Below are 18,374 nucleotides of genomic sequence, written 5' to 3' on the forward strand. Positions count from 1 at the left end.
CGCCGTCGTACTCGCCTTGGTGGTGAATTTTTGGGTGGGCAAGACCCTGCGGTGGTTCAGCCATCGTGGTTTTAACGTTCAACCCGTACCCTGAATGATGTGCGCGTTCTAGTGAAACCATTCATTGCAATTATCCTGCTGCTCGCCCTCGCCTTCGCGGGGGTGGCCCCGGCCTCGGCGGTCACCAGGAACGCGCAGGATCCGTTCGTGGCCGAAGTGCTGCGGCTGACCAACCTTTACCGCGCGCAGAACGGCCTCTCGCCCGTGGTCTGGAACCAGAACGTCGGCAATGTCGCCCAGCAGTGGTCCGAGGAACTGAACACGCGGATCAACAAGAACACGCTGGACATGAACAAAATCCATCGCCCGGGCTACGGCAGCAAGGAGATCCCGCGCGGTTTCGACTGGTACACCGAGAACATCGCGATCAACAACTCCGCCCGCGAGGTCGTGGACTGGTGGATGAACTCCCCCGCGCACCGCGCCGGCCTGCTCAGCCCCAACGCCACGGACATCGGCGTGGGGTATATGAAAACCACGCACAAGGACTGGTACGGGATGTACGTGGCGGTGGCGAACATGGCCGGTTACGAAACCACCCGGGCAACGCTGCCCCCGCATCCGGGCATGGTCCGCGCCAGCTTCCAGCACGGCGACGTCGCGGCCATCGACTCCGCGGGGAACCTCTACGCCTACGACTCGGCCAAGGGCCACGACCTTTACAAGCGCCGGCTCGTGGCGAGTGGGTTCAAGGGAGTGTCACAGGTGCAGGTGGCCGACTGGAACGCCGACGGCGTGCTCGATGTGGTGGTGCGTTGGAAGTCCGGCAAACTGACGGCGCACTTCGGCAAGCCGGACGGCGGGCTGGAAAGTGCCGCCACCATCGGATCCAGCGGGTGGGGAAACTACGACGTCACCGTTGCCGCGTGGAAACAGGCCGACCCCTACCCGGCCCTGCTGGCCCGCAACACCGATACCGGCCGGCTCTACTACTATCCGAACCCGGCCGGGCTCAAGCACGGCAGCCGCACGCTGCTGGGCACCGGTTGGAAGTCCCTGCCGATCTTCACGGCCGACATCGACGGTGACGCCAAGATGGACGTGGTCGCCAAGACACCCCAGGGGCAGCTCAAGCTGTACCGGTCCAACGGCGCCGGTAAGTTCATCTCCGAGACCAGGCGGATCATCGGCTCCTCCGGCTGGAACGCGATGACCCATCTGTCCCTGATCCGGGACCATCTGGGCGACGGAAAGCAGGGCGTGCTGGCCCGCGACTCCCGCGGCAATCTGTACCACTACCCGGTGCTGATCAACAAGCTTGGCTCGCGGGCCGTCATCGGCGTCGGCGGCTGGCAGACCCTGATCATCGGCAGCTGACTGGAGGGCGCCGGGGCGGCCCGAGGGCCGGCGGCGTCCAGCCGTGTTCCTGACCCGGCGAGCGCCGGGGCGGCCCTGCTACGCGTCCCCGCCCAGGGGCTGCTCCCCTTCCGGCCCGACGCCGTCCTTGTCCGCCGGCAGCTTGTCTTCGAGGTCCCGGTCGATCTCCGATCCGGGCTCGATGACGATGCCGTCTTCGTTCTGCGGGATGTCCGGATCCAGTTCCGGGCGGTCTTCGCTCACAGCATTGCTCCCTTCACCGACGCTTACCTCCTGAATACCCTCAGCCGTGGGCGTGCTTGCTCTCGTCCGGAGCATGCACATGCGTGCCCCCGACGAGTTCCACCAGGCCTTCCACCGCCGAAGACAAGGACAGATCCGGAGTCCGGGCGATGAAAGGCACCAGCAGCCTGTTCTCCTTCTCGATGTGCAGCGCGAACACGCTGCACATCGACGCGGCAACCGTGGCCGCCTCAATTCCTTCGGCGCCCCGCAGCTCGTCCAGCAGCGAGGCCAGCGCCGTGTGGTCGGCCAGCAGCGACTCCACCAGGAGCCGGGCTTCCCCGGTCGAACCGGCCGGCCCGTACAGTTGGGCTTCTTCCAACTCTGCGTGCGGCAGCATTTCCCGTTCGCCCCACTCCAGCAGGATGCCGTGCGCGTTGTAAATGGTGTCTTCGTCACCGGTGTCGAAGGCCCGGGTAAGTTCCGCCGTCGTCGCCTGCAGCCGGGCCAGCATCTCCCTGTGGTGGCGAACGACGGCGGCCGCGGCCGCGTTCTCTGCCTCGACATTGCTGTCGGTCACCGCATGCTCCTCCGGTCGAGGTGTGGCCGCCTGCAGGCGGACCGGGTCTGTCCATTGTCAATGCGGGCAGGCAGGCTGTCGAGGGCCCGGCCACCCCACCTACCCGGTTCCCGGGGGCTGACAATCATCCCGGGCTTCGTGGGGAAAGTGCAGAGGATCTTGCCGGTCGTGGTGCCGCTCCGCCCGCTGCTCTGGCGGCGTGCGGCACGTCGTGCTAGTACGGGAGTGGCCTGACGTTCGCCAGGCCGGGTCAATCCGGACCTCAGGAAGAATGCCGGTTCCGGCCGGCTGACTGGAAGGAAAACCGTCATGCCCAACTATCGGATCGGATATTTTGTCGGGAGCCTGGCCAGCGGGTCCATCAACCGGACCCTTTCGAAGGCGCTGATCAAGCTGGCCCCGGAGGGTTTGGAGTTCAATGAGATCCCCATCCGGGACCTCCCCCTCTATAACTCGGATTACGACGCCGACTACCCCGCCGAGGGCCGGGCACTGAAGGAAGCGGTGGAGGCCTCCGACGGCATCCTTTTCATCTCCCCCGAATACAACCGGTCCATCCCGGGCGCCTTGAAGAACGCCATCGACTGGGGGTCCCGCCCGTGGGGGACCAACTCCTTCGCCCGCAAGCCGACCGGCATCATCGGCGCTTCCCCGGGAGGCATCGGCACCGCCGTCATGCAGTCGAGTATGCGCAGCGTTCTCAGCTTCCTGGACGCCCCGCAACTCAACGCACCCGAGGCCTACATCAGCTTCAGGCCGGACATCTACGGTGACGACGGCGAGGTCAGGGACGAGTCCACGCAGGCCTTCCTGCGCCACTACATGGAGGAGTACTCCGCCTTCGTCCAGCGTGTCCTTGACGCGAACGCCGCCGGACACATTGGAGACGAAGATCCCGAATCCCGCAAATAACGCCACAACGACGCAAAGTCATCGACTCATGTCATTGATGGGCAGGGTCCCCCAAGGCGCAGGGTGAACCAGCGGAGCAGACTGTCCCGGACCTGTCGACGCCGGCAGAGCCTGCTGGTGGGATGGGCCTGTCGAGGGTGACCCGCGGCCCGTGCCCTCCCGCGGTCCGCCAAGGGGACGCCGGCACCCCTCGGGAGGCTACCGATTGGTGATGGCAGCCGCCGTCGCGAAGTAGTCGGCGTCGACCATGACGGCGTAGCGCTCGGCTTCGAGGGACTTGACCGACTTGAAGTCCCGGCGTCCGCCGGTGCTCCAATGCCCGATAAAACCGAAAGCGGCCCCCCATACGGCTGCGATAACGACGCTTCCCAGCAGCACACTCAGCCAGACAATGCCGGGGACGAAGAGGCCGAACAGAAGTCCGATGAGCAGGCCGAACCAGGCGCCGCCCGCAGCTCCGGCCAGCGCGGCTTTACCCTTGGTCATCCGGCCCGTGACCTGCTCCACGCTGCTGATGCCGAGGCCGACAATGCGTACGTGCTCCACCGGGAACTTCTCGTCGGAGAGGCGGTCCACCAGGCGCTGTGCCTGCAGGTAATCCTTGAACTCGGCAAGCACGGCCGAGGTTCCCGGAGCCGCCGGAACGGAAACAGTCGACTGATGCTGGAATGGTTCGCTGGTCATGTTTCTACCTCCAGTGGTGTTGCTTCTGTGGACACCACAAGCCTAACAAATTTAGTTAGGTTAGCCGAACCGAACCTTTCCCGCTAGGCTTCTCCCATGACCGATACAGCGACACAAGCGGGCGACGGCGGCAGGCCGACATCAGGAGTCCAGGTCCGTCACGGCTTCGCCCTGATGCTCCAGTGGGCGAGCAGGAAAAAAATCCGACACTTCGTCTTTGGTCCGGCAGCCGCTGACCTCTCACCAACTGATACGGCGCTGCTGGAATACCTGACCGGGAACGGCCCGATGCGCCTTTCGGACTTGGCCGCACAGTGGGGGGTGAATAAATCGACCATGAACCCACAGGTCCGCCGGCTTGAAGGCAGAGGACTGATCGAACGCCAGCCTGACCCCGCGGATCGCCGCGCCACCCTTCTTGGCACATCAGCCAGCGGAATCGAACTGCAAAGGCAAATCGGCGAGGCCGGCGCGGCCGCCTTCGACGAAATACTCTCCACGTGGTCTCCCGAAGACCGGGAAATGCTCGGCGCAATGCTGGTCCGCTTTGCCAAAGAGCTCTCCGCAGCCACGCCCCGGCTTTTCCAGTACGGCTCGGCCGGGGCTTCCTTGCCCGAGTCCATCCGGGAATGACCCGGAACGCACCTCCGCTGGGAGCACCTGTCGCAACTCATCGCAGCCGCTAAGCCGAGCCCTGTGTGGCATCCTGGACCCGCCCAGCGCGACTGTGCATTGCCCGGTGCGGGGGCGGGCGGGCATGATGCTGAGATGAGGCTGGCGGGAGGATCGGCCGGCTCTTTTCTCGAACACTGGCTGTTGTCGGGGGCTGAGCGGGGCAACGACGCTACACAGCTGCTCCCCTGGACGGCCGGCAACGAGGTGCGCGTGCTGCTGCACGGCCGGGAGTATTTCCCGCTCCTGGCCGCTGAGCTGGATGCCACGGGGCCGGGGGACCTGGTTTTGATTGCCGGGTGGCGCATGGACGCCGAAGAGCTGCTCACGGGCGGCCTGACCGTGGCGGATGCGCTGAGCCGCAGCGCGCGGCGCGGGGCACAGGTCAAGGGGCTGCTGTGGCGATCCCACCCCTCCTGGATAGTGGGCACGTTGGGACAGAACCGGGAGCTGGCCGCCGACGTCAACGCATCGGGCGCCGAGATGCTGCTCGACCACCGCGTTCGCCGGTTCGGCAGCCACCACCAGAAGTTCGTGGTCATCCGGCGCGCGGCCCATCCCGGCACGGACGTCGCCTTCGTGGGCGGGATGGATTTGGCCCGTTCCCGCGGCGACGACGAGGCCCATCAGGGGGACCCGCAGCCCCGCAGCTTCGCCGCCGCCTACGGGCCGACCCCAGCGTGGCACGACGTGCAGCTGCTGCTGCGAGGGCCGGTCGTTCTTGAAGTGGAAAAGGTGTTTCGCGAGCGCTGGAACGATCCCGCACCGATGACACGCCTGCCCTGGCACCGGCTGCCGGACGTGATCCGCGGCCTCCGGCAGAAGGCCTCCCCCTTGCCGCCGGCGCGGCCGGCCCCGCCTGCCGCGGGCGGCTGCGACGTGCAGTTGCTGCGCACCTACCCCAAACGCTCGCCGGGGTACCCGTTCGCACCCGGCGGCGAGCGCAGCGTGGCCCGCGGTTACGCGAAGGCGCTGCGGCGAGCGCGACAGTTGGTGTACGTGGAGGACCAGTATCTGTGGTCCGCCGACGTCGGCCGGGTTTTCGCCGAAGCCCTGCACCGCAATCCCGGCCTCCATGTCATCGCAGTGTGTCCCCGCTTCCCGGACCAAGAGGGCAGGCTCAAGGTTCCGCCGGCGCTGTTCGGCCAGGGTTTGTCCTGGCGCATGGTGCACGACGCCGGAGGCGACCGGGTGCTGATGCTGGACATCGAAAACGGGCGGGGCTGGCCAATCTATGTCCACTCCAAAGTCTGCGTGGTCGACGACGTCTGGGCAGCCGTGGGCAGCGCCAACCTGAACCGGCGATCATGGAGCCACGATTCCGAGCTCACGGCCGCCGTGCTCGACGAACAGCGCGACCCGAGGCACCCGGCAGACCCGGCAAAACTCGGTGACGGTGCCCGTCCGTTCGCCCGGGACCTGCGCCTGCGGCTACTCTGCGAACATTTGGGGCGCGTCCCCGGCGATAACGCCGACCTCCTCGATCCCCGGCAGGCGGTCCGCGCCATCCGCTCAAGCGCCGACGAGCTCGATGCCTGGCATCGTGCAGGCCGCTTGGTGCCACGGCCGCCAGGACGGCTGCGCACCCATACTCCGGCAGAGGGATCACCTTGGCAGCGCCGGTTGGCAGCCCCGGCCTACCGCCTTCTCTTCGACCCCGACGGCCGCCCCCTCCGGATGAGACTGCGGCGCCGCTACTGATCGATCGCCCTGCCACCGCTGCGGTGTCTGGCCCTTCGTGGAAACCATGTTCGGGCGATTCAACCGCATGTCGGCTCTCGTCGGTTCTCGTCAGCTCTCGCAGCCGACCCCGTCGCCGTCGCGGTCGAATTTGGTGTCCCAGCCGGGGTCGCCCGCCCGGATCGGGGCCGCACCGGCTTCCTTCACAGCGGTGCAGTTCTTGTAGAACACGTTCCCGCCGGCGGGCGCCTCCTGGACAGGTGCCGGCGCAGGCTGTTGCTTTGGCGCAGGAGCGGGCTTGGGTGCCGCCGGCGCGGCTGCCACGGGCACGTCCACTCCCCCGTCGGCCGGGACCGGTTGGTCCGGGCAGGACCTAGAGAGGATGTTCTTGATGGCGTCGTGCTCGGCCTGGGTCATCCAGAGTCCGTACTTGGCTTTGACGGCGGTCTGCAGGGCCACGTATTCGCAGCGGAACGACTTGTTCGGCGGCAGCCAGGTCGCAGCATCGCCGTCGGACTTGGAGCCGTTGGTGGGTCCGTCGACCGCCAGCAGGTTCAGCGGGTCGTTGGCGAAGACTTCACGCTGGTTCTTCGCCAGCTGCTGGGCACCCTTCTGCCAGGCGTCCGAGAGCGCGACAACGTGGTCGATCTGGACGGCGGTGCTGGTCTTGTTGCCGCGGACAAAGTCAATGGTCGTGGCGGTGAAGGGATCGGCCAGCACCCCTGAGGTGACCACACAGCCGCCGGCCTTGAGAACCGTGTATTCCAGATCGCGCTGGAGGATGTCATTACGCGCATCGCAGCCGTTGCGGTCCGGATCCAGCCAGCCGTCGCCGAACTGATCACGCGAGTATCCGGTTTTCGGGGCGCGGCCCTTAATCGCGATGCCCTCCAGTTGTTGCAGGGCGGTGCCGGCGGCAGGTTCCTCCTCCGGTTCCTGCGTCGGCGGCGCCTTGGGCTCCTCCGTCTTCTCGGCGGGTTCCGTGGTTTCGGGAACCAGGGTCGGCTCGGGGCTGCCGGTCACCTCGATGGTGGGGGCGACCAGGGGCTGATCCGCTTCGGCGGGCGAGGTGCAGGCGGACAGCAGGACGGCCAGCGCCAAGCCGGCAAGTGCGAGGGGGTTCTTCTTCTCCATGTCCCTTCATGTCTACGGCAGACGCCTCATCCCATCCCGGTGGACACGCCGTAGCGACGGGCATATGAAGGTGGAGCAGAGAGCGGGTGGAGCAAACGAAAGCGCAGGTTCGGGATCGATCGTCTTCGCGGTCAGGGAGGAGGCCGCAGCCAGGGATCGGTTCCGCTGTTCAGGGGCTACTGAGCGTGCAGAAGGCAAACAACCCTGAGCACCATGGAAGCTTTTTCAACACGCGGGCCCCATGCTCGCGTTTATCGCGGCCCCCTGGCGTGACGTCCTGGGTCGCGGCGGAACCTCGGTCGGGTGGGCCGCCGGGTTGGCCGCAGGCGCACCGTCGCCGCGGTTCCTCCACCGAGACCCGCCGGCGCTGGCAGGAGTGGATTTCCGGCCCCTTCCGGGACTACCTTTTTCCTGGCCCGGCGGGAAGCTGCCAAGCCGGAGGTGGAGCGGCGGTGCGGTGCAACGGGTCGGCCTTCCCGTCGATTCGGCACGAGCACCAGCACCATGAAAGGGGCAAAGGCGAGCACGAGGTCGATAACGAAAAGGGTGACTTCCATGGCCAACTCCTACCCTTGGCTTTTAGGGTAGGCGTCGATGGGCGGCCACACAATGGGTTGAGGCGCTGGCCCGGGGATCGGTGACAGCGGCGCCTCGCGCCGCCTCAATTTAGAGCCATTCCGACGACGGCGGAGGGGTTACCGTGGTGCCTTTTCTCGCCCCTCACCCCTGGCCCCTGGCCGGTCGCCGCGCCCCGTCACCCGTCACCCGTCACCCGTCACCCGTGCCATAAAAACGACTCGCTCCTTGCCTCCTGTGTGCCCGAATCCGTGCCGGTCCCGGCAACGCCGGTTGAAATCTCCGATCCTGTCAGAGGCCGGTGTTAGGTTGGCAGCAACCTCAGATGGAGAAAAGGAGGATGAGATGGCCACGACACATTCCCGCGGCATCGGAATCGACTTCATGGATCCCAACTCGTGCGGCCGCTGCGACGCCTGCGACGAGCTGCCCGCGCCGGCGATCTGCGAGGACTGCTGCTACGACGACGATGGCAACTTCGTCCGGCTCGTTGAATGGCCCTGCCCCGAGGTGAAAGCCGCCAAGGCAGCCTAGGGACAGTCCCGTTGGCGTATTTCGTGATCCCATGAGCTTTGCGGCGTTTGAGGCGAGTTCCTCTGCCGCATAAAGAAGCCCCGCACTCGGTGCGGGGCTTTCTCCTAAAGGAAGGAAACGCTGGAGAGCGCCATCCATACCAGCGCACCAAAGACGGCTGCGGCGAGGATGGGCAGCATGGCGATGACGATTGCCCAGACTCCCGGTTTCCTGCCCGCATTCTTCGAGAGTGCCATGAGGCCGGCGATCAGGCCCGCCAGCAGCGGCAGCAACGACGCCCACAGGAGCGCCCAGAGCGTCGGCAGCAGCAGGCCGACCAGGAAGAGTGCCAGGCCCAGGAGGGATAGTCCCAGGGCGAGCCTGCCCGTCTTCTGATCCGCTGCTTGTGCGTGAAGTCGTTCAGTCGGCACAACTGGTCCATTCTGTCGGGAGGGGTCAAGCTGAGAAGAAGGCTATACCAGTCTGCTGGTAGTCCAGCAGCGGCACCATGGCACGCACGAGTTGACCAAATCATCGTTTACCCAGACAGCCGACCATGATCGGGCCGAGAAGCTGGAACAGTCGCTGGACGTTCGCGACGGCCGCCATCCTCCAGAGCGGCCAAGCTGTGCCAGAACGGCCTTCCGCGACGGGCCTGTGTCGACTTTCGGCCGCTCTGGAGCCTCCCGGGGAACGCCAGCCATCTTACGTCGGCTGCTTCCGGCTAGGGGCACGCGGCTCACATTTACGTGGGCCGCGGCACACGTCTATACGGCTCTGCAGCAGAAGTGCGCTGTCAGTTGTCGCGGATGCCCCGCACAGCCGCCCCGGCGCCGCTTCAACACCCGCACCGGGCCTTGAAGCTCCGACGTCGCCGTGCGCTTTGCCTGTCCATGCGCTGCAAGTCCGATTGTTCCCAAGCTGAAGGATTTCTGGACTAACGTTTTGCGGAGGCAGAGAGGGGTTCGCGGAGCCCCCTGCCGGATTCGAACCGGCGACCCCCTGTTTACAAGACAGGTGCTCTGGCCAACTGAGCTAAGGAGGCGTGCTGGCCGCAGAGCCAGCGTGCCGGACAAAACCGGCTAGATAAGGTTAGCCCAGGCGGCGGCCCTGCGTGAAACCGCAGCAGCCGCCGCCCGGAACCGGCCGGGACCAGCCCGGCGGATGGCTTAGGCGCGGGCGTCGATGATGCCCTGGGCGAACTCCTGGAAGTTGCCGGAGTTCGTCCACTTCTGGCCTTCGACGAAGACCGCCGGGGTGCCGCCGACCTGGTATTCGTTGAACGTCTGGTTGACGAACGCGGTCCAGGGGCGGAATTCGCCGTCGTCAATGCAGGAGGCTACGTCGGTGGCTCCGGCGCTTTCGGCGATGCTCGTCAGGGTGGCGTTGTCCAGCCCGGCCCCGCCTTCCGTCGGCTGCTGCGCGAAGAGCTGGGTCAGGTAGCCGTTGAAGGCCTCGGGGTGGGAGTCGGCCACGCAGGCCACGGCGTTGGCTGCCCGGGACGAGTAGTTGGTGGTGGAGACGCGGTCGAGGAAGGTCGCCACGCGGTACTCCACGGTTGCCTCGCCGGAGGAGGTGAGGTCGGTCAGGTACCCGCCGTACTGTCCTTCGAAGTCCTTACAGACCGGGCAACCCATGTCCACGTACACCACGATGTTCGCCGGTTCGCCCTCGGGAGCGGCTGCAACGCCCGGCGGCACGATGGTATCGCCCTCGGTGGAGGCCGGCTCCGGGATGTTGTTCACGTCGACCTGGATGGGCTCGGTGGCCGCCAGTCCGTCCTGGGTGATGGTGTAGCCGCCGAACTCGTTGCCGTGGGCCGGCGCGGCACCGGCGTCGGCGACCTGCCCGCGCTGGTTGGTGATGACAACCCCGGCGATCACCGCGATGATCACCAGGACAGCGAGGACCACCCCGCCCTTGACCAGCAGCGAGTTCCGCTTTTCGCGCTTCTGCTGCTCTTCGCGTATCTGGCGGGCCTTCTCGCGGGCCGCAGCAGTGCGCTCGGCCTTGGTCGACTTAGGGCTGTTTTGGGTAGCCATGGATCCTCGCGTCTTGTTGGTCTGCTTCGCCCAGGCAGGGCACTACAGCTCTAGTTTAGTTGCAAGTTCAATGTTCGGGCGGAACGAGTGGCCGCGTTCACGTTTACTGTTTCAGCGCCCTCCGGGGAAGCCTCGGGTTGCCATTCCTTATAAAGTCATGAACAGGACGGTATACACAAAGGAGAGGTCAGTTGGCGAATTCCGCAGAGATGAACGGTGAGGAAGCAGAAAAATCTCAGTACGGGGAGTACGACCTGATCGTCGTCTCCAACCGCCTGCCGGTGGACCGAGCCCCCGAGGACGACGGTCAGGGTCCCTGGCGGCGCTCGCCCGGCGGGCTGGTCACGGCGCTGGCCCCGGTGATGGCGAAGACCGACGGCGCCTGGGTGGGCTGGCCCGGGGTGCCGGACGAGAAAGTGGACCCGTTCGACCACGACAACATGCATCTGGTGCCGGTGACCCTGAGCGCCGACGACGTCGAGTTGTATTACGAAGGCTTCTCCAACGCCACGCTCTGGCCGCTCTACCATGACGTGATCGCCCCGCCGGAGTTCCACCGCGCCTGGTGGGAATGCTACAAAACGGTCAACCGGCGCTTCGCCGAGGCAACCGCGGAGATCGCCGCCGAGGGTGCGACCATCTGGGTGCAGGACTACCAGCTGCAGCTTGTTCCCAAGCTGTTGCGCGAGATGCGCCCGGACCTGAAGATCGGTTTCTTCAACCACATCCCGTTCCCCCCGCTGGAGATCTTCGCCCAGTTGCCCTGGCGACGGCAGGTGATTGAGGGCCTGCTCGGGGCGGATCTGGTCGGCTTCCAGCGCCCGAGCGACACCAGCAACTTCCTGCGCTGCGTGCGGCGTTTCAGCGGCCTGAATGTGCGCCAGCAGCAGGTCCAGGTGGTCAACAACGACGGCGGGACCCGCCTCTGCAAGGCCGGCGCCTTCCCGATCTCCATCGACGTGGCCCACATCAGCGAACTGGCCCACCGGCCGGACGTGATCGCCCGCTCCGAGCAGATCCGGCAGGAGCTGGGCAACCCCGACACCGTCTTGCTGGGCGTGGACCGGCTGGACTACACCAAGGGCATCCGGCACCGGGTCAAGGCCTATGGCGAACTCCTGGAAGACGGCAAGTTGAACGTGGAGAACGCCGTGCTGATCCAGGTGGCCTCGCCCAGCCGCGAGCGCGTCGAGTCGTACCGGCTGCTGCGCGAGGAAATCGAAGGTTCGGTGGGCCGGATCAACGGCACGTTCGACACCCTGGAAAACACCGCCATCCGCTACCTGCACCACAGCTACCCGGTGGAGGAAATGGTGGCGCTCTACCTGGCCGCGGACGTGATGCTGGTGACGGCGCTGCGCGACGGCATGAACCTGGTGGCCAAGGAGTACGTAGCCTCCCGCAAGGGGGTGGACGGGGCGCTGGTGCTCAGCGAATTCGCCGGCGCCGCGGACCAGCTCAAGCAGGCCATCCTGGTCAACCCGCACGACATCGACGGGCTCAAGGATGCCATTATCCGGGCCATCAACATCCCGCCGGCCGAGGCCACCCGCCGGATGCGGGCCATGCGCCGGCAGATCCTGCAGAACGACGTCGAACACTGGTCGCGCGCCTTCCTGAAGGCCCTGCAACAGCCGCAGGCCGATGACTGAGCGCCGCGACGCCGGGCAGCCGCACGCGCCCGCAAGCCCCGGCGCCGGTATCCCCAAAGCCGGCGTGCCCGACCCCGGCGCCGCCCGCGATCTGGTGCCGCTGGAGCTGCGGGAGGCGCTGGAGCGGCTCGCCGGCACGGAGACGCTGCTGGTGGCGCTGGATTTCGACGGCGTGCTGGCGCCGATCGTGCTGCGGGCGGAGGACGCCCGTCCCCTGCCGGCCTCGGCAGCCGCCGTGGCGGCGCTGGCGGCGCTGCCCGGGACGTCCACCGCCTTCATCTCCGGCCGGGCGCTGGCCAGCCTGCGCGCCGTCGCCTCCCCGGACGACCGGACCCTGCTCATCGGCTCGCACGGCGGCGAGGTCTTCACCGGACCGGACAGCCCTCCCCTGGTGCTGGACGACGCACAGCAGCAGGCGCTGGCGGCGGCCACCGCCGTCGTCGAAAACGTAGTGGCCGCCCATCCGGGCACCCGGCTGGAAGCCAAGCCGGCCGGCGTCGTGCTCCATACCCGCACCGCCGCCGACGACGTGGCGGCGGCGGCCACGGAGCGCGCCCGCGCCGCGCTCCAGGAGGTCCCCGGGCTGTACCTCAGCGACGGCAAGCGCGTGCTCGAGACGTCGGTGCTCAGCGCCGACAAGGGCCAGGGCCTCGGGCTGCTGCGCTCGTTCACCGGCGCGACCGCCGTGTTCTTCGCCGGCGACGACGTGACCGACGAACATGCCTTCGCCGTGCTGCGGGGTTCCGACGTCGGCGTCAAGGTGGGGCCGGGAGACACCGCCGCGGCCTACCGGGTGGACTCTCCGCAGACGTTCGCGGCCGCGCTGGCCCTGCTGGCCGAGCTGCGGGCCGCCGCCCTGCCCGCGTAACGCGGCCGTGGCACGGCCGGCTGCCGGTGCCGCTTTCCGGGGGGGGGCGCGTCGCCGGTCGCCGCGCCCCCGGGCTCGTTGACAGCCGTGGCATACTGAGGGCGTGAGCCGCCTCACAACGCCGTGCGGCGGCTCGAAAACTGCATACACACCCATCACTACGGATCGTCGGGCACGTACCTGCCCGTGAAGGGAAAACGACCATGGCAACGGTAACGTTCGACAATGCCACGCGCTTATATCCGGGCACCGAAAAGCCCGCGGTGGACAGCCTCAAGCTGGAGATCGCCGACGGCGAGTTCCTGGTCCTCGTCGGCCCCTCGGGCTGCGGCAAGTCCACCTCGCTGCGGATGCTGGCCGGCCTGGAAGACGTGAACTCGGGACGGATCCTGATCGGCGACCGCGACGTCACCGACATACCGCCCAAAGACCGCGACATCGCCATGGTGTTCCAGAACTACGCGCTGTACCCGCACATGTCCGTTGCCGACAACATGGGTTTCGCCCTGAAGATCGCCGGCGTGTCCAAGGAAGAACGCGTCGAGCGGGTCCGCGAGGCTGCCAAGCTGCTGGACCTGGAGGAGTACCTGGACCGCAAGCCCAAGGCGCTCTCCGGCGGCCAGCGCCAGCGCGTGGCGATGGGCCGGGCGATCGTGCGGAACCCGCAGGTTTTCCTGATGGATGAGCCGCTGTCCAACCTGGACGCCAAGCTGCGCGTGCAGACCCGCACGCAGATCGCCTCCCTGACCCGCCGGCTGGGCGTCACCACCGTCTATGTCACCCACGACCAGGTGGAAGCCATGACCATGGGCGACCGCGTGGCGGTGCTCAAGGACGGCATCCTGCAGCAGGTGGACACCCCGCGCGCCCTCTACGACCGGCCGGCCAACGTCTTCGTGGCCGGTTTCATCGGCTCGCCAGCCATGAACCTGCTGGAACTGCCGGTGACCGACGGCGGTGTCCAGTTCGGCGGCCTGACGTACCCGGTGCCGCGCAACCTGTTGGACGCCGCGCACGGAAACACCGTCACCCTGGGGGTCCGGCCGGAGGACCTGGAGCGTGCCGAGGACGGCCAGGGGCTCGCGGTGTTCGTGGACGTCGTCGAGGAACTGGGCGCCGACGCGTACGTCTACGGGCACACCGAGCTGGACGGCAAGCGCTACGACATCACCGGTCGCGTCGACGGGCGCACCCCGCCGCCGGCCGGCAGCACCACCTATGTGCGGCCCAAGGAGGGCCACGTGCACCTGTTCGACACCGAGAACGGTCTGCGGCTGGGCGAGCATGCCCCCGGCACGCCGCCCGCCTCGGTGGAGGACCTCAATACTCCGATCGAAGCCGGCAAGACAGCCGACTAGGCCCCGCGCCTAGGATGTAGTCATCATGGCTGACCAACATCCCGGCACCGGCGGTCCCGTCCAAGGGACCGCCGACGCGGCCCTGTCCGGCGGGGCCGCGTCGATCGCGTCGCTGAGCATCACCGCGGCGACTGCCGACGAACGGCTGTTGGACCTGCCCTGGCATCTTGCGCTGGAAGACTGGCCGCCGGAAAACCTGGCCGCGCTGCCCCGCGGGCTGTCCCGGCACGTGGTCCGGTTCGCCCCGCTGGGCGCGGGCGTGGTGGCGATCAAGGAGACCGGCGAAGAAGCTGCCCGGCACGAATACCAGATGCTGCGCAAGCTGCAGCGGCTGGCTATCCCCTGCGTGGAACCGGTGGCCGTGATGACGGGGCGGCTGCGCACCGACGGCACTCCCCTACAACCGGTACTGGTCACCCGGCATCTTCGTTTCTCGCTGCCGTACCGCGCCTTGTTTTCCCAGACGCTGCGGCGGGAGACCCTGACCCGCCTGATCGACGCGCAGGCACTGCTGCTGGTGCGCCTGCACCTGGTGGGGTTCTTCTGGGGCGATGTCTCGCTGTCCAACACGCTTTTCCGCCGCGATGCCGGAGCGTTCGCGGCCTACCTGGTGGACGCCGAAACCGGTGAGCTGCACCAGCGGCTCTCGGACGGCCAGCGCGAGCACGACCTCGAGATCGCGCGGGTGAATATCGCCGGCGAGATGATGGACCTCATCGAGGGCGGCCTGCTCGAGGAAAGTGTGGATCCCGTGGCCACCAGCGAGCGGATCATGGACAGCTACCGCAAGCTGTGGGTGGAACTGACGGCGGAGGAGTCGTTCGACCTGGGTGAGCGGTGGCGGGTCAACGCCCGCATCCGCCGCCTGAACGATTTGGGGTTCGATGTGGAGGAGTTCTCCATCAACACCACCGCCGACGGGGCCACCATCCAGCTCCAGCCCAAGGTGGTGGACGCCGGGCACCACCAGCGCCGGCTGCTGCGGCTCACGGGCCTCGACGTGCAGGCGAACCAGGCACGCCGGCTGCTCAATGACCTGGATGCCTACCGGGCGGACAACCAGCCGGAGCAGGATGAGGAGATCAGCGCGCACAGCTGGGTCCGTCAGGTCTTCGAACCGATTGTCCGGGCCATCCCGCGCGAGCTGGCGGGCAAGCTGGAGCCGGCCGAAGTGGTCCATCAGGTGCTCGAGCACCGCTGGTATATCTCCGAGGCGCAGGACCGCAACGTACCGCTGGCGGAGGCCGTGCAGTCCTACGTCGACACCGTGCTGCGCCACCGCCGCGACGAGGCCGCCATCATGCTCGATCCGGATGCGCGGACCGCCGCCGCCCTGGACGCGGCCGCGACAGACGAAGGCTGACAGCGCTCAGGCAGGTCCGGCTTGCCGCCCTTCGGTCTTGCTGAGGATCGCCACGAGGAAGTCCGACGACGGGGTGAACGGGCGCAAATCCCAGGTGGCCAACCGCAGGTCGGGGGTCAGGCCCGCCGCCGCGGCGTCGGAGAAGAACTCGTCGAAGTCGTAGCCGCGGCCGGCGCCGAACCCTGCCACGAGCCGGCCGGCGGGAGCCAGGTGGCCGGCCAGGTTGCGCAGCACCTCGCCCGACGTGCCCGGGGCCAGGAAGGTCAGCACGTTGCCGGCGCTGACGATCACGTCGAACGGCTCGGCGATGCCCTGCGCGGGCAGGTCCAGCTCCGCCAGGTCGCCGACCAGCCAGGTACAGTCCGGGTGGTCCTGGCGGGCCGCTTCGATCAGCTCGGGATCGATGTCGACGCCAACCACCGAGTGTCCGCGGCGCGCCAGTTCGCCGCCCAGCCGGCCCGGTCCGCAGCCGGCGTCGAGGATCCTGCTGCCGCGCGGCACCATGGCGTCCACCAGCCGGGCCTCACCGTGCAGGTCGGCTCCTTCGGCGCGCATCTGCTCGAAGCGCTGGATGTACCACGCCGAATGGCCCGGGTTCCGGCGCTTCATCTCTTCCCACAACGTCTCTTTCCTCATGCCACCAGCCTACTGGCGGGCGCACGGACGGCCGGCATGCAGCCCGCACGGGCGGCTCACGCCGACGTGGACTCGGAGATCCGCGCCGCCAACGCTTTGCCGGGATTCAGCAACCCCCGAGGGTCGAACACATCCTTCAGCCGGCGCTGCAGTTCCAGCACCTCGTGGCTCTGCTCGCGCCCCAGCCACCGCACCTTGAACTGGCCGATGCCGTGTTCGCCGGTGATGGTGCCGCCCAGCGCCAGCCCCACGTCGATGGACTCGTCCAGCGCCTCGTTGAGCGCAGCCAGCTTGGCCACGTCCCCGGGCCCGACCCAGAACGTCGGATGCAGGTTGCCGTCGCCGGCGTGCGCCACCACCTTCAGTCCGACGCCGTGGCGCTCGGCGATGTTCTGCAGTTCGTTGATGTAGTGCACCAGCTGGGAGCGGGGGACCGCGACGTCCTCCCCCACCCGGTAATGATCGTCCACCTCGGCGCCGCGGCTGTGCCGGCGCAGATCCATCAGCCGGATGGCTTCGGCGGTGTCCGCCGCCTTGATCTCGGCGCCGAGCCCGGCGAGGACCTCGCGGATGATGCCCGCTTCCACCTCGGCCGCATAGCCGTCGGTCTGGATCAGCAGCAGCGCCGCGCCGCGGCTGCGCAGGTTGGAACCCTGCTCCCGGTCCAGCTGGGCCATGGTGTTTCCGTCCAGCAATTCCATGATCGACGGCTGCACCCGCGCCCGTCCCACCGCCAACACCCCGGCCGCGGCAGTTGCCACATCGGGGAAGAACGCCGCCACCGTTTCCACGGCAGCCGGCAGGTAGCGCAGCCGCAGCGTCGCGCCGACCACCACGCCCAGGGTCCCCTCCGAGCCGACGAACAGTCCGGTCAGGTCGTAACCGGCCACGCCCTTGAACGTCCTGCGGCCGGTGCGGATCAGCGTCCCGTCGGCGAGCACCACGTCAAGCCCCAGCACTGATTCGCGGGTCACCCCGTACTTGGCGCAGCGCAGACCGCCGGCGTTCGTCGCGATGTTCCCGCCGATGGTGGAGCTGCGATAGCTGGCCGGATCCGGCGCGTACATCAGCCCGTGCTCGGCGACGGCGGCATTCAGGTCGGCGTTGATCACGCCCGGTTCCACGCGGGCGATCTCGTCTTCCGGATGGATCTCCAGGATCCGGTCCATGGCCGCGAGGCTGAGCACCAGGCAGCCCTTGGACGCGTGCGCTCCGCCGGAGACCCCTGTGCCCGCCCCGCGGCACACCACGGGCACTCCCGCAGCATGCGCGGCCCGCATCACCGCCTGCACGTCCTCCACACTCTGCGCGCGGACGACGGCGATGGGCAGCTGGTGGTCGAGGACCGGGCCTTGGTCGGTGGCGCAGGCAGCCAAATCCGTGGGTTCGGTGCTGACCGATCCCGTAGGCAAGGCACGCTGAAGTTCCTCCAGAAAAGAATCCGTCACGCTCTCGAGGCCTCCGGTGGTCGTTCCGTTGTTGTTGCCGGTCACGCAGTCCCTCCCATGAACCGGACGTACCGGCCGAGCACCTGTGGCCATCCGTCGGCATAGGCGGCCCGCTCCCGCCCGCCCTCGGGCATGTTCTCCCAGCCGGAGTGGGTCAGTCGCACCTCGGTGCGGCCCTCGCCGACGTCCACGAAGTCGACGTCGACTTCCCCCGACGCCACGGGGCTCGTACCCGGGTGCCAGGTGCAGCGCAAGTGGCTGCCGGGCGCCCACTCCAGGATCTCGCCCCAGACATGGACCTCGTCGTCCAGTGTTGTTTCTGTCAGCACCTGGTCCTCGAACTCCACGTGGCTGCCCTCGCCCGCCACGCTCTGGCGGTCCACCGGCCACCACAGATGGATGAGGTCGGTGAAGCCGCTGAAAGCCTCTTGGCATTCCTGCGGCACGGTGACGCGGCAGTGGAGCGGATCGGAGCTCTGGGACGGTTCCGGCTCACTCGGCGCATGGGAGAACAGGGACGAATTCATAGCCCCAGCCTAGTCCGGCAGCCGGGTGGTTGGTGGTTAAACGCGGGAAGGCCCCGCCATCGTTGGCGGGGCCTTCCCGGTGTTCAAAGAATGTCCGGCGGCGACCTACTCTCCCACACCCTCCCGAGTG

At 67.6% G+C, this 18,374-nt stretch carries 18 protein-coding genes and 1 tRNA gene; 9 read left to right on the top strand and 10 right to left on the bottom strand.

The window, feature by feature from the left end:
• Window positions 1-111: 111 nt before the first annotated feature.
• Window positions 112-1,377 carry a CAP domain-containing protein gene (locus AC5RUP_RS05845; RefSeq protein ID WP_494154089.1) on the top strand — a complete coding sequence of 422 codons (1,266 nt, stop codon included), beginning with the start codon at window positions 112-114 and terminating at the stop codon, window positions 1,375-1,377.
• A gap of 78 nt (window positions 1,378-1,455) precedes the next feature.
• Here the strand turns inward: AC5RUP_RS05845 and AC5RUP_RS05850 are convergent, their stop codons facing one another.
• Both AC5RUP_RS05850 and AC5RUP_RS05855 read right to left on the bottom strand, forming a co-directional pair.
• Window positions 1,456-1,620 carry a hypothetical protein gene (locus AC5RUP_RS05850; protein WP_494154088.1) on the bottom strand — a complete coding sequence of 55 codons (165 nt, stop codon included), beginning with the start codon at window positions 1,618-1,620 and terminating at the stop codon, window positions 1,456-1,458.
• A 40-nt stretch (window positions 1,621-1,660) separates the two neighbouring features.
• Window positions 1,661-2,179, bottom strand: coding sequence for a hemerythrin domain-containing protein (locus AC5RUP_RS05855; protein WP_494154087.1), 519 nt, complete (start codon window positions 2,177-2,179; stop codon window positions 1,661-1,663).
• Between the two features lie 309 nt (window positions 2,180-2,488).
• On the opposite strand from AC5RUP_RS05855, the gene AC5RUP_RS05860 reads away from it, so the two are divergent.
• On the top strand, window positions 2,489-3,091 hold the full coding sequence (locus tag AC5RUP_RS05860; RefSeq protein ID WP_494154086.1) for an NADPH-dependent FMN reductase: 603 nt from the start codon (window positions 2,489-2,491) through the stop codon (window positions 3,089-3,091).
• A 198-nt stretch (window positions 3,092-3,289) separates the two neighbouring features.
• Here AC5RUP_RS05860 and AC5RUP_RS05865 read toward each other — a convergent pair whose 3' ends face one another.
• Window positions 3,290-3,775: a general stress protein gene (locus AC5RUP_RS05865; RefSeq protein WP_494133693.1), complete on the bottom strand. Its 486-nt coding sequence runs from the start codon at window positions 3,773-3,775 to the stop codon at window positions 3,290-3,292.
• Window positions 3,776-3,871: 96 nt separating this feature from the next.
• On the opposite strand from AC5RUP_RS05865, the gene AC5RUP_RS05870 reads away from it, so the two are divergent.
• Window positions 3,872-4,408: a MarR family winged helix-turn-helix transcriptional regulator gene (locus AC5RUP_RS05870; RefSeq protein WP_494158364.1), complete on the top strand. Its 537-nt coding sequence runs from the start codon at window positions 3,872-3,874 to the stop codon at window positions 4,406-4,408.
• Between the two features lie 135 nt (window positions 4,409-4,543).
• Window positions 4,544-6,148: a phospholipase D family protein gene (locus tag AC5RUP_RS05875; RefSeq protein WP_494158365.1), complete on the top strand. Its 1,605-nt coding sequence runs from the start codon at window positions 4,544-4,546 to the stop codon at window positions 6,146-6,148.
• A 90-nt stretch (window positions 6,149-6,238) separates the two neighbouring features.
• Here AC5RUP_RS05875 and AC5RUP_RS05880 read toward each other — a convergent pair whose 3' ends face one another.
• Window positions 6,239-7,261 carry a GmrSD restriction endonuclease domain-containing protein gene (locus AC5RUP_RS05880; RefSeq protein WP_494154384.1) on the bottom strand — a complete coding sequence of 341 codons (1,023 nt, stop codon included), beginning with the start codon at window positions 7,259-7,261 and terminating at the stop codon, window positions 6,239-6,241.
• A 921-nt stretch (window positions 7,262-8,182) separates the two neighbouring features.
• Here AC5RUP_RS05880 and AC5RUP_RS05885 point away from each other — a divergent pair.
• Complete coding sequence (locus AC5RUP_RS05885) at window positions 8,183-8,371, top strand: hypothetical protein (RefSeq protein ID WP_494154383.1); 189 nt, start codon at window positions 8,183-8,185, stop codon at window positions 8,369-8,371.
• A gap of 104 nt (window positions 8,372-8,475) precedes the next feature.
• Here the strand turns inward: AC5RUP_RS05885 and AC5RUP_RS05890 are convergent, their stop codons facing one another.
• The 3 genes from AC5RUP_RS05890 to AC5RUP_RS05900 form a co-directional block, all read right to left on the bottom strand.
• Window positions 8,476-8,781, bottom strand: a complete 306-nt coding sequence (locus AC5RUP_RS05890) for a hypothetical protein (protein WP_494154382.1) — start codon at window positions 8,779-8,781, stop codon at window positions 8,476-8,478.
• Window positions 8,782-9,321: 540 nt separating this feature from the next.
• Window positions 9,322-9,395 (bottom strand) — tRNA-Thr (locus AC5RUP_RS05895).
• A gap of 124 nt (window positions 9,396-9,519) precedes the next feature.
• The gene (locus tag AC5RUP_RS05900) at window positions 9,520-10,392 is read right to left on the bottom strand and encodes a DsbA family protein (RefSeq protein ID WP_494154381.1); all 873 of its coding nucleotides are present in this window, start codon (window positions 10,390-10,392) and stop codon (window positions 9,520-9,522) included.
• 209 nt (window positions 10,393-10,601) lie between these two features.
• On the opposite strand from AC5RUP_RS05900, the gene otsA reads away from it, so the two are divergent.
• The 4 genes from otsA (at window position 10,602) to AC5RUP_RS05920 (ending at window position 15,633) form a co-directional block, all read left to right on the top strand.
• The gene (gene otsA, locus AC5RUP_RS05905; RefSeq protein ID WP_494154386.1) at window positions 10,602-12,044 is read left to right on the top strand and encodes an alpha,alpha-trehalose-phosphate synthase (UDP-forming); all 1,443 of its coding nucleotides are present in this window, start codon (window positions 10,602-10,604) and stop codon (window positions 12,042-12,044) included.
• The gene (otsB, locus tag AC5RUP_RS05910; protein WP_494158366.1) at window positions 12,037-12,912 is read left to right on the top strand and encodes a trehalose-phosphatase; all 876 of its coding nucleotides are present in this window, start codon (window positions 12,037-12,039) and stop codon (window positions 12,910-12,912) included. The genes otsA and otsB overlap by 8 nt, the downstream gene beginning before the upstream one ends.
• A 203-nt stretch (window positions 12,913-13,115) precedes the next feature.
• Entirely contained in the window at window positions 13,116-14,270 is a 1,155-nt protein-coding gene (locus AC5RUP_RS05915; RefSeq protein WP_493979431.1) for an ABC transporter ATP-binding protein, read from the top strand.
• A 25-nt stretch (window positions 14,271-14,295) separates the two neighbouring features.
• Window positions 14,296-15,633 (top strand): DUF4032 domain-containing protein, encoded by a 1,338-nt coding sequence (locus tag AC5RUP_RS05920; RefSeq protein WP_494154925.1) that lies wholly within the window; start codon window positions 14,296-14,298, stop codon window positions 15,631-15,633.
• Between the two features lie 6 nt (window positions 15,634-15,639).
• On the opposite strand, the gene AC5RUP_RS05925 is transcribed toward AC5RUP_RS05920, so the two are convergent.
• The 3 genes from AC5RUP_RS05925 to AC5RUP_RS05935 are packed head-to-tail and all read right to left on the bottom strand — an operon-like array spanning window position 15,640 to window position 18,244.
• Window positions 15,640-16,269, bottom strand: coding sequence for a class I SAM-dependent methyltransferase (locus tag AC5RUP_RS05925; RefSeq protein WP_494158367.1), 630 nt, complete (start codon window positions 16,267-16,269; stop codon window positions 15,640-15,642).
• A 56-nt stretch (window positions 16,270-16,325) separates the two neighbouring features.
• The gene (locus AC5RUP_RS05930; RefSeq protein WP_494154981.1) at window positions 16,326-17,717 is read right to left on the bottom strand and encodes an FAD-binding oxidoreductase; all 1,392 of its coding nucleotides are present in this window, start codon (window positions 17,715-17,717) and stop codon (window positions 16,326-16,328) included.
• Between the two features lie 41 nt (window positions 17,718-17,758).
• The gene (locus tag AC5RUP_RS05935; protein ID WP_494154979.1) at window positions 17,759-18,244 is read right to left on the bottom strand and encodes an SRPBCC domain-containing protein; all 486 of its coding nucleotides are present in this window, start codon (window positions 18,242-18,244) and stop codon (window positions 17,759-17,761) included.
• Window positions 18,245-18,374: the final 130 nt, after the last annotated feature.

It is taken from the genome of Arthrobacter sp. Y3223151, from assembly GCF_059091125.1.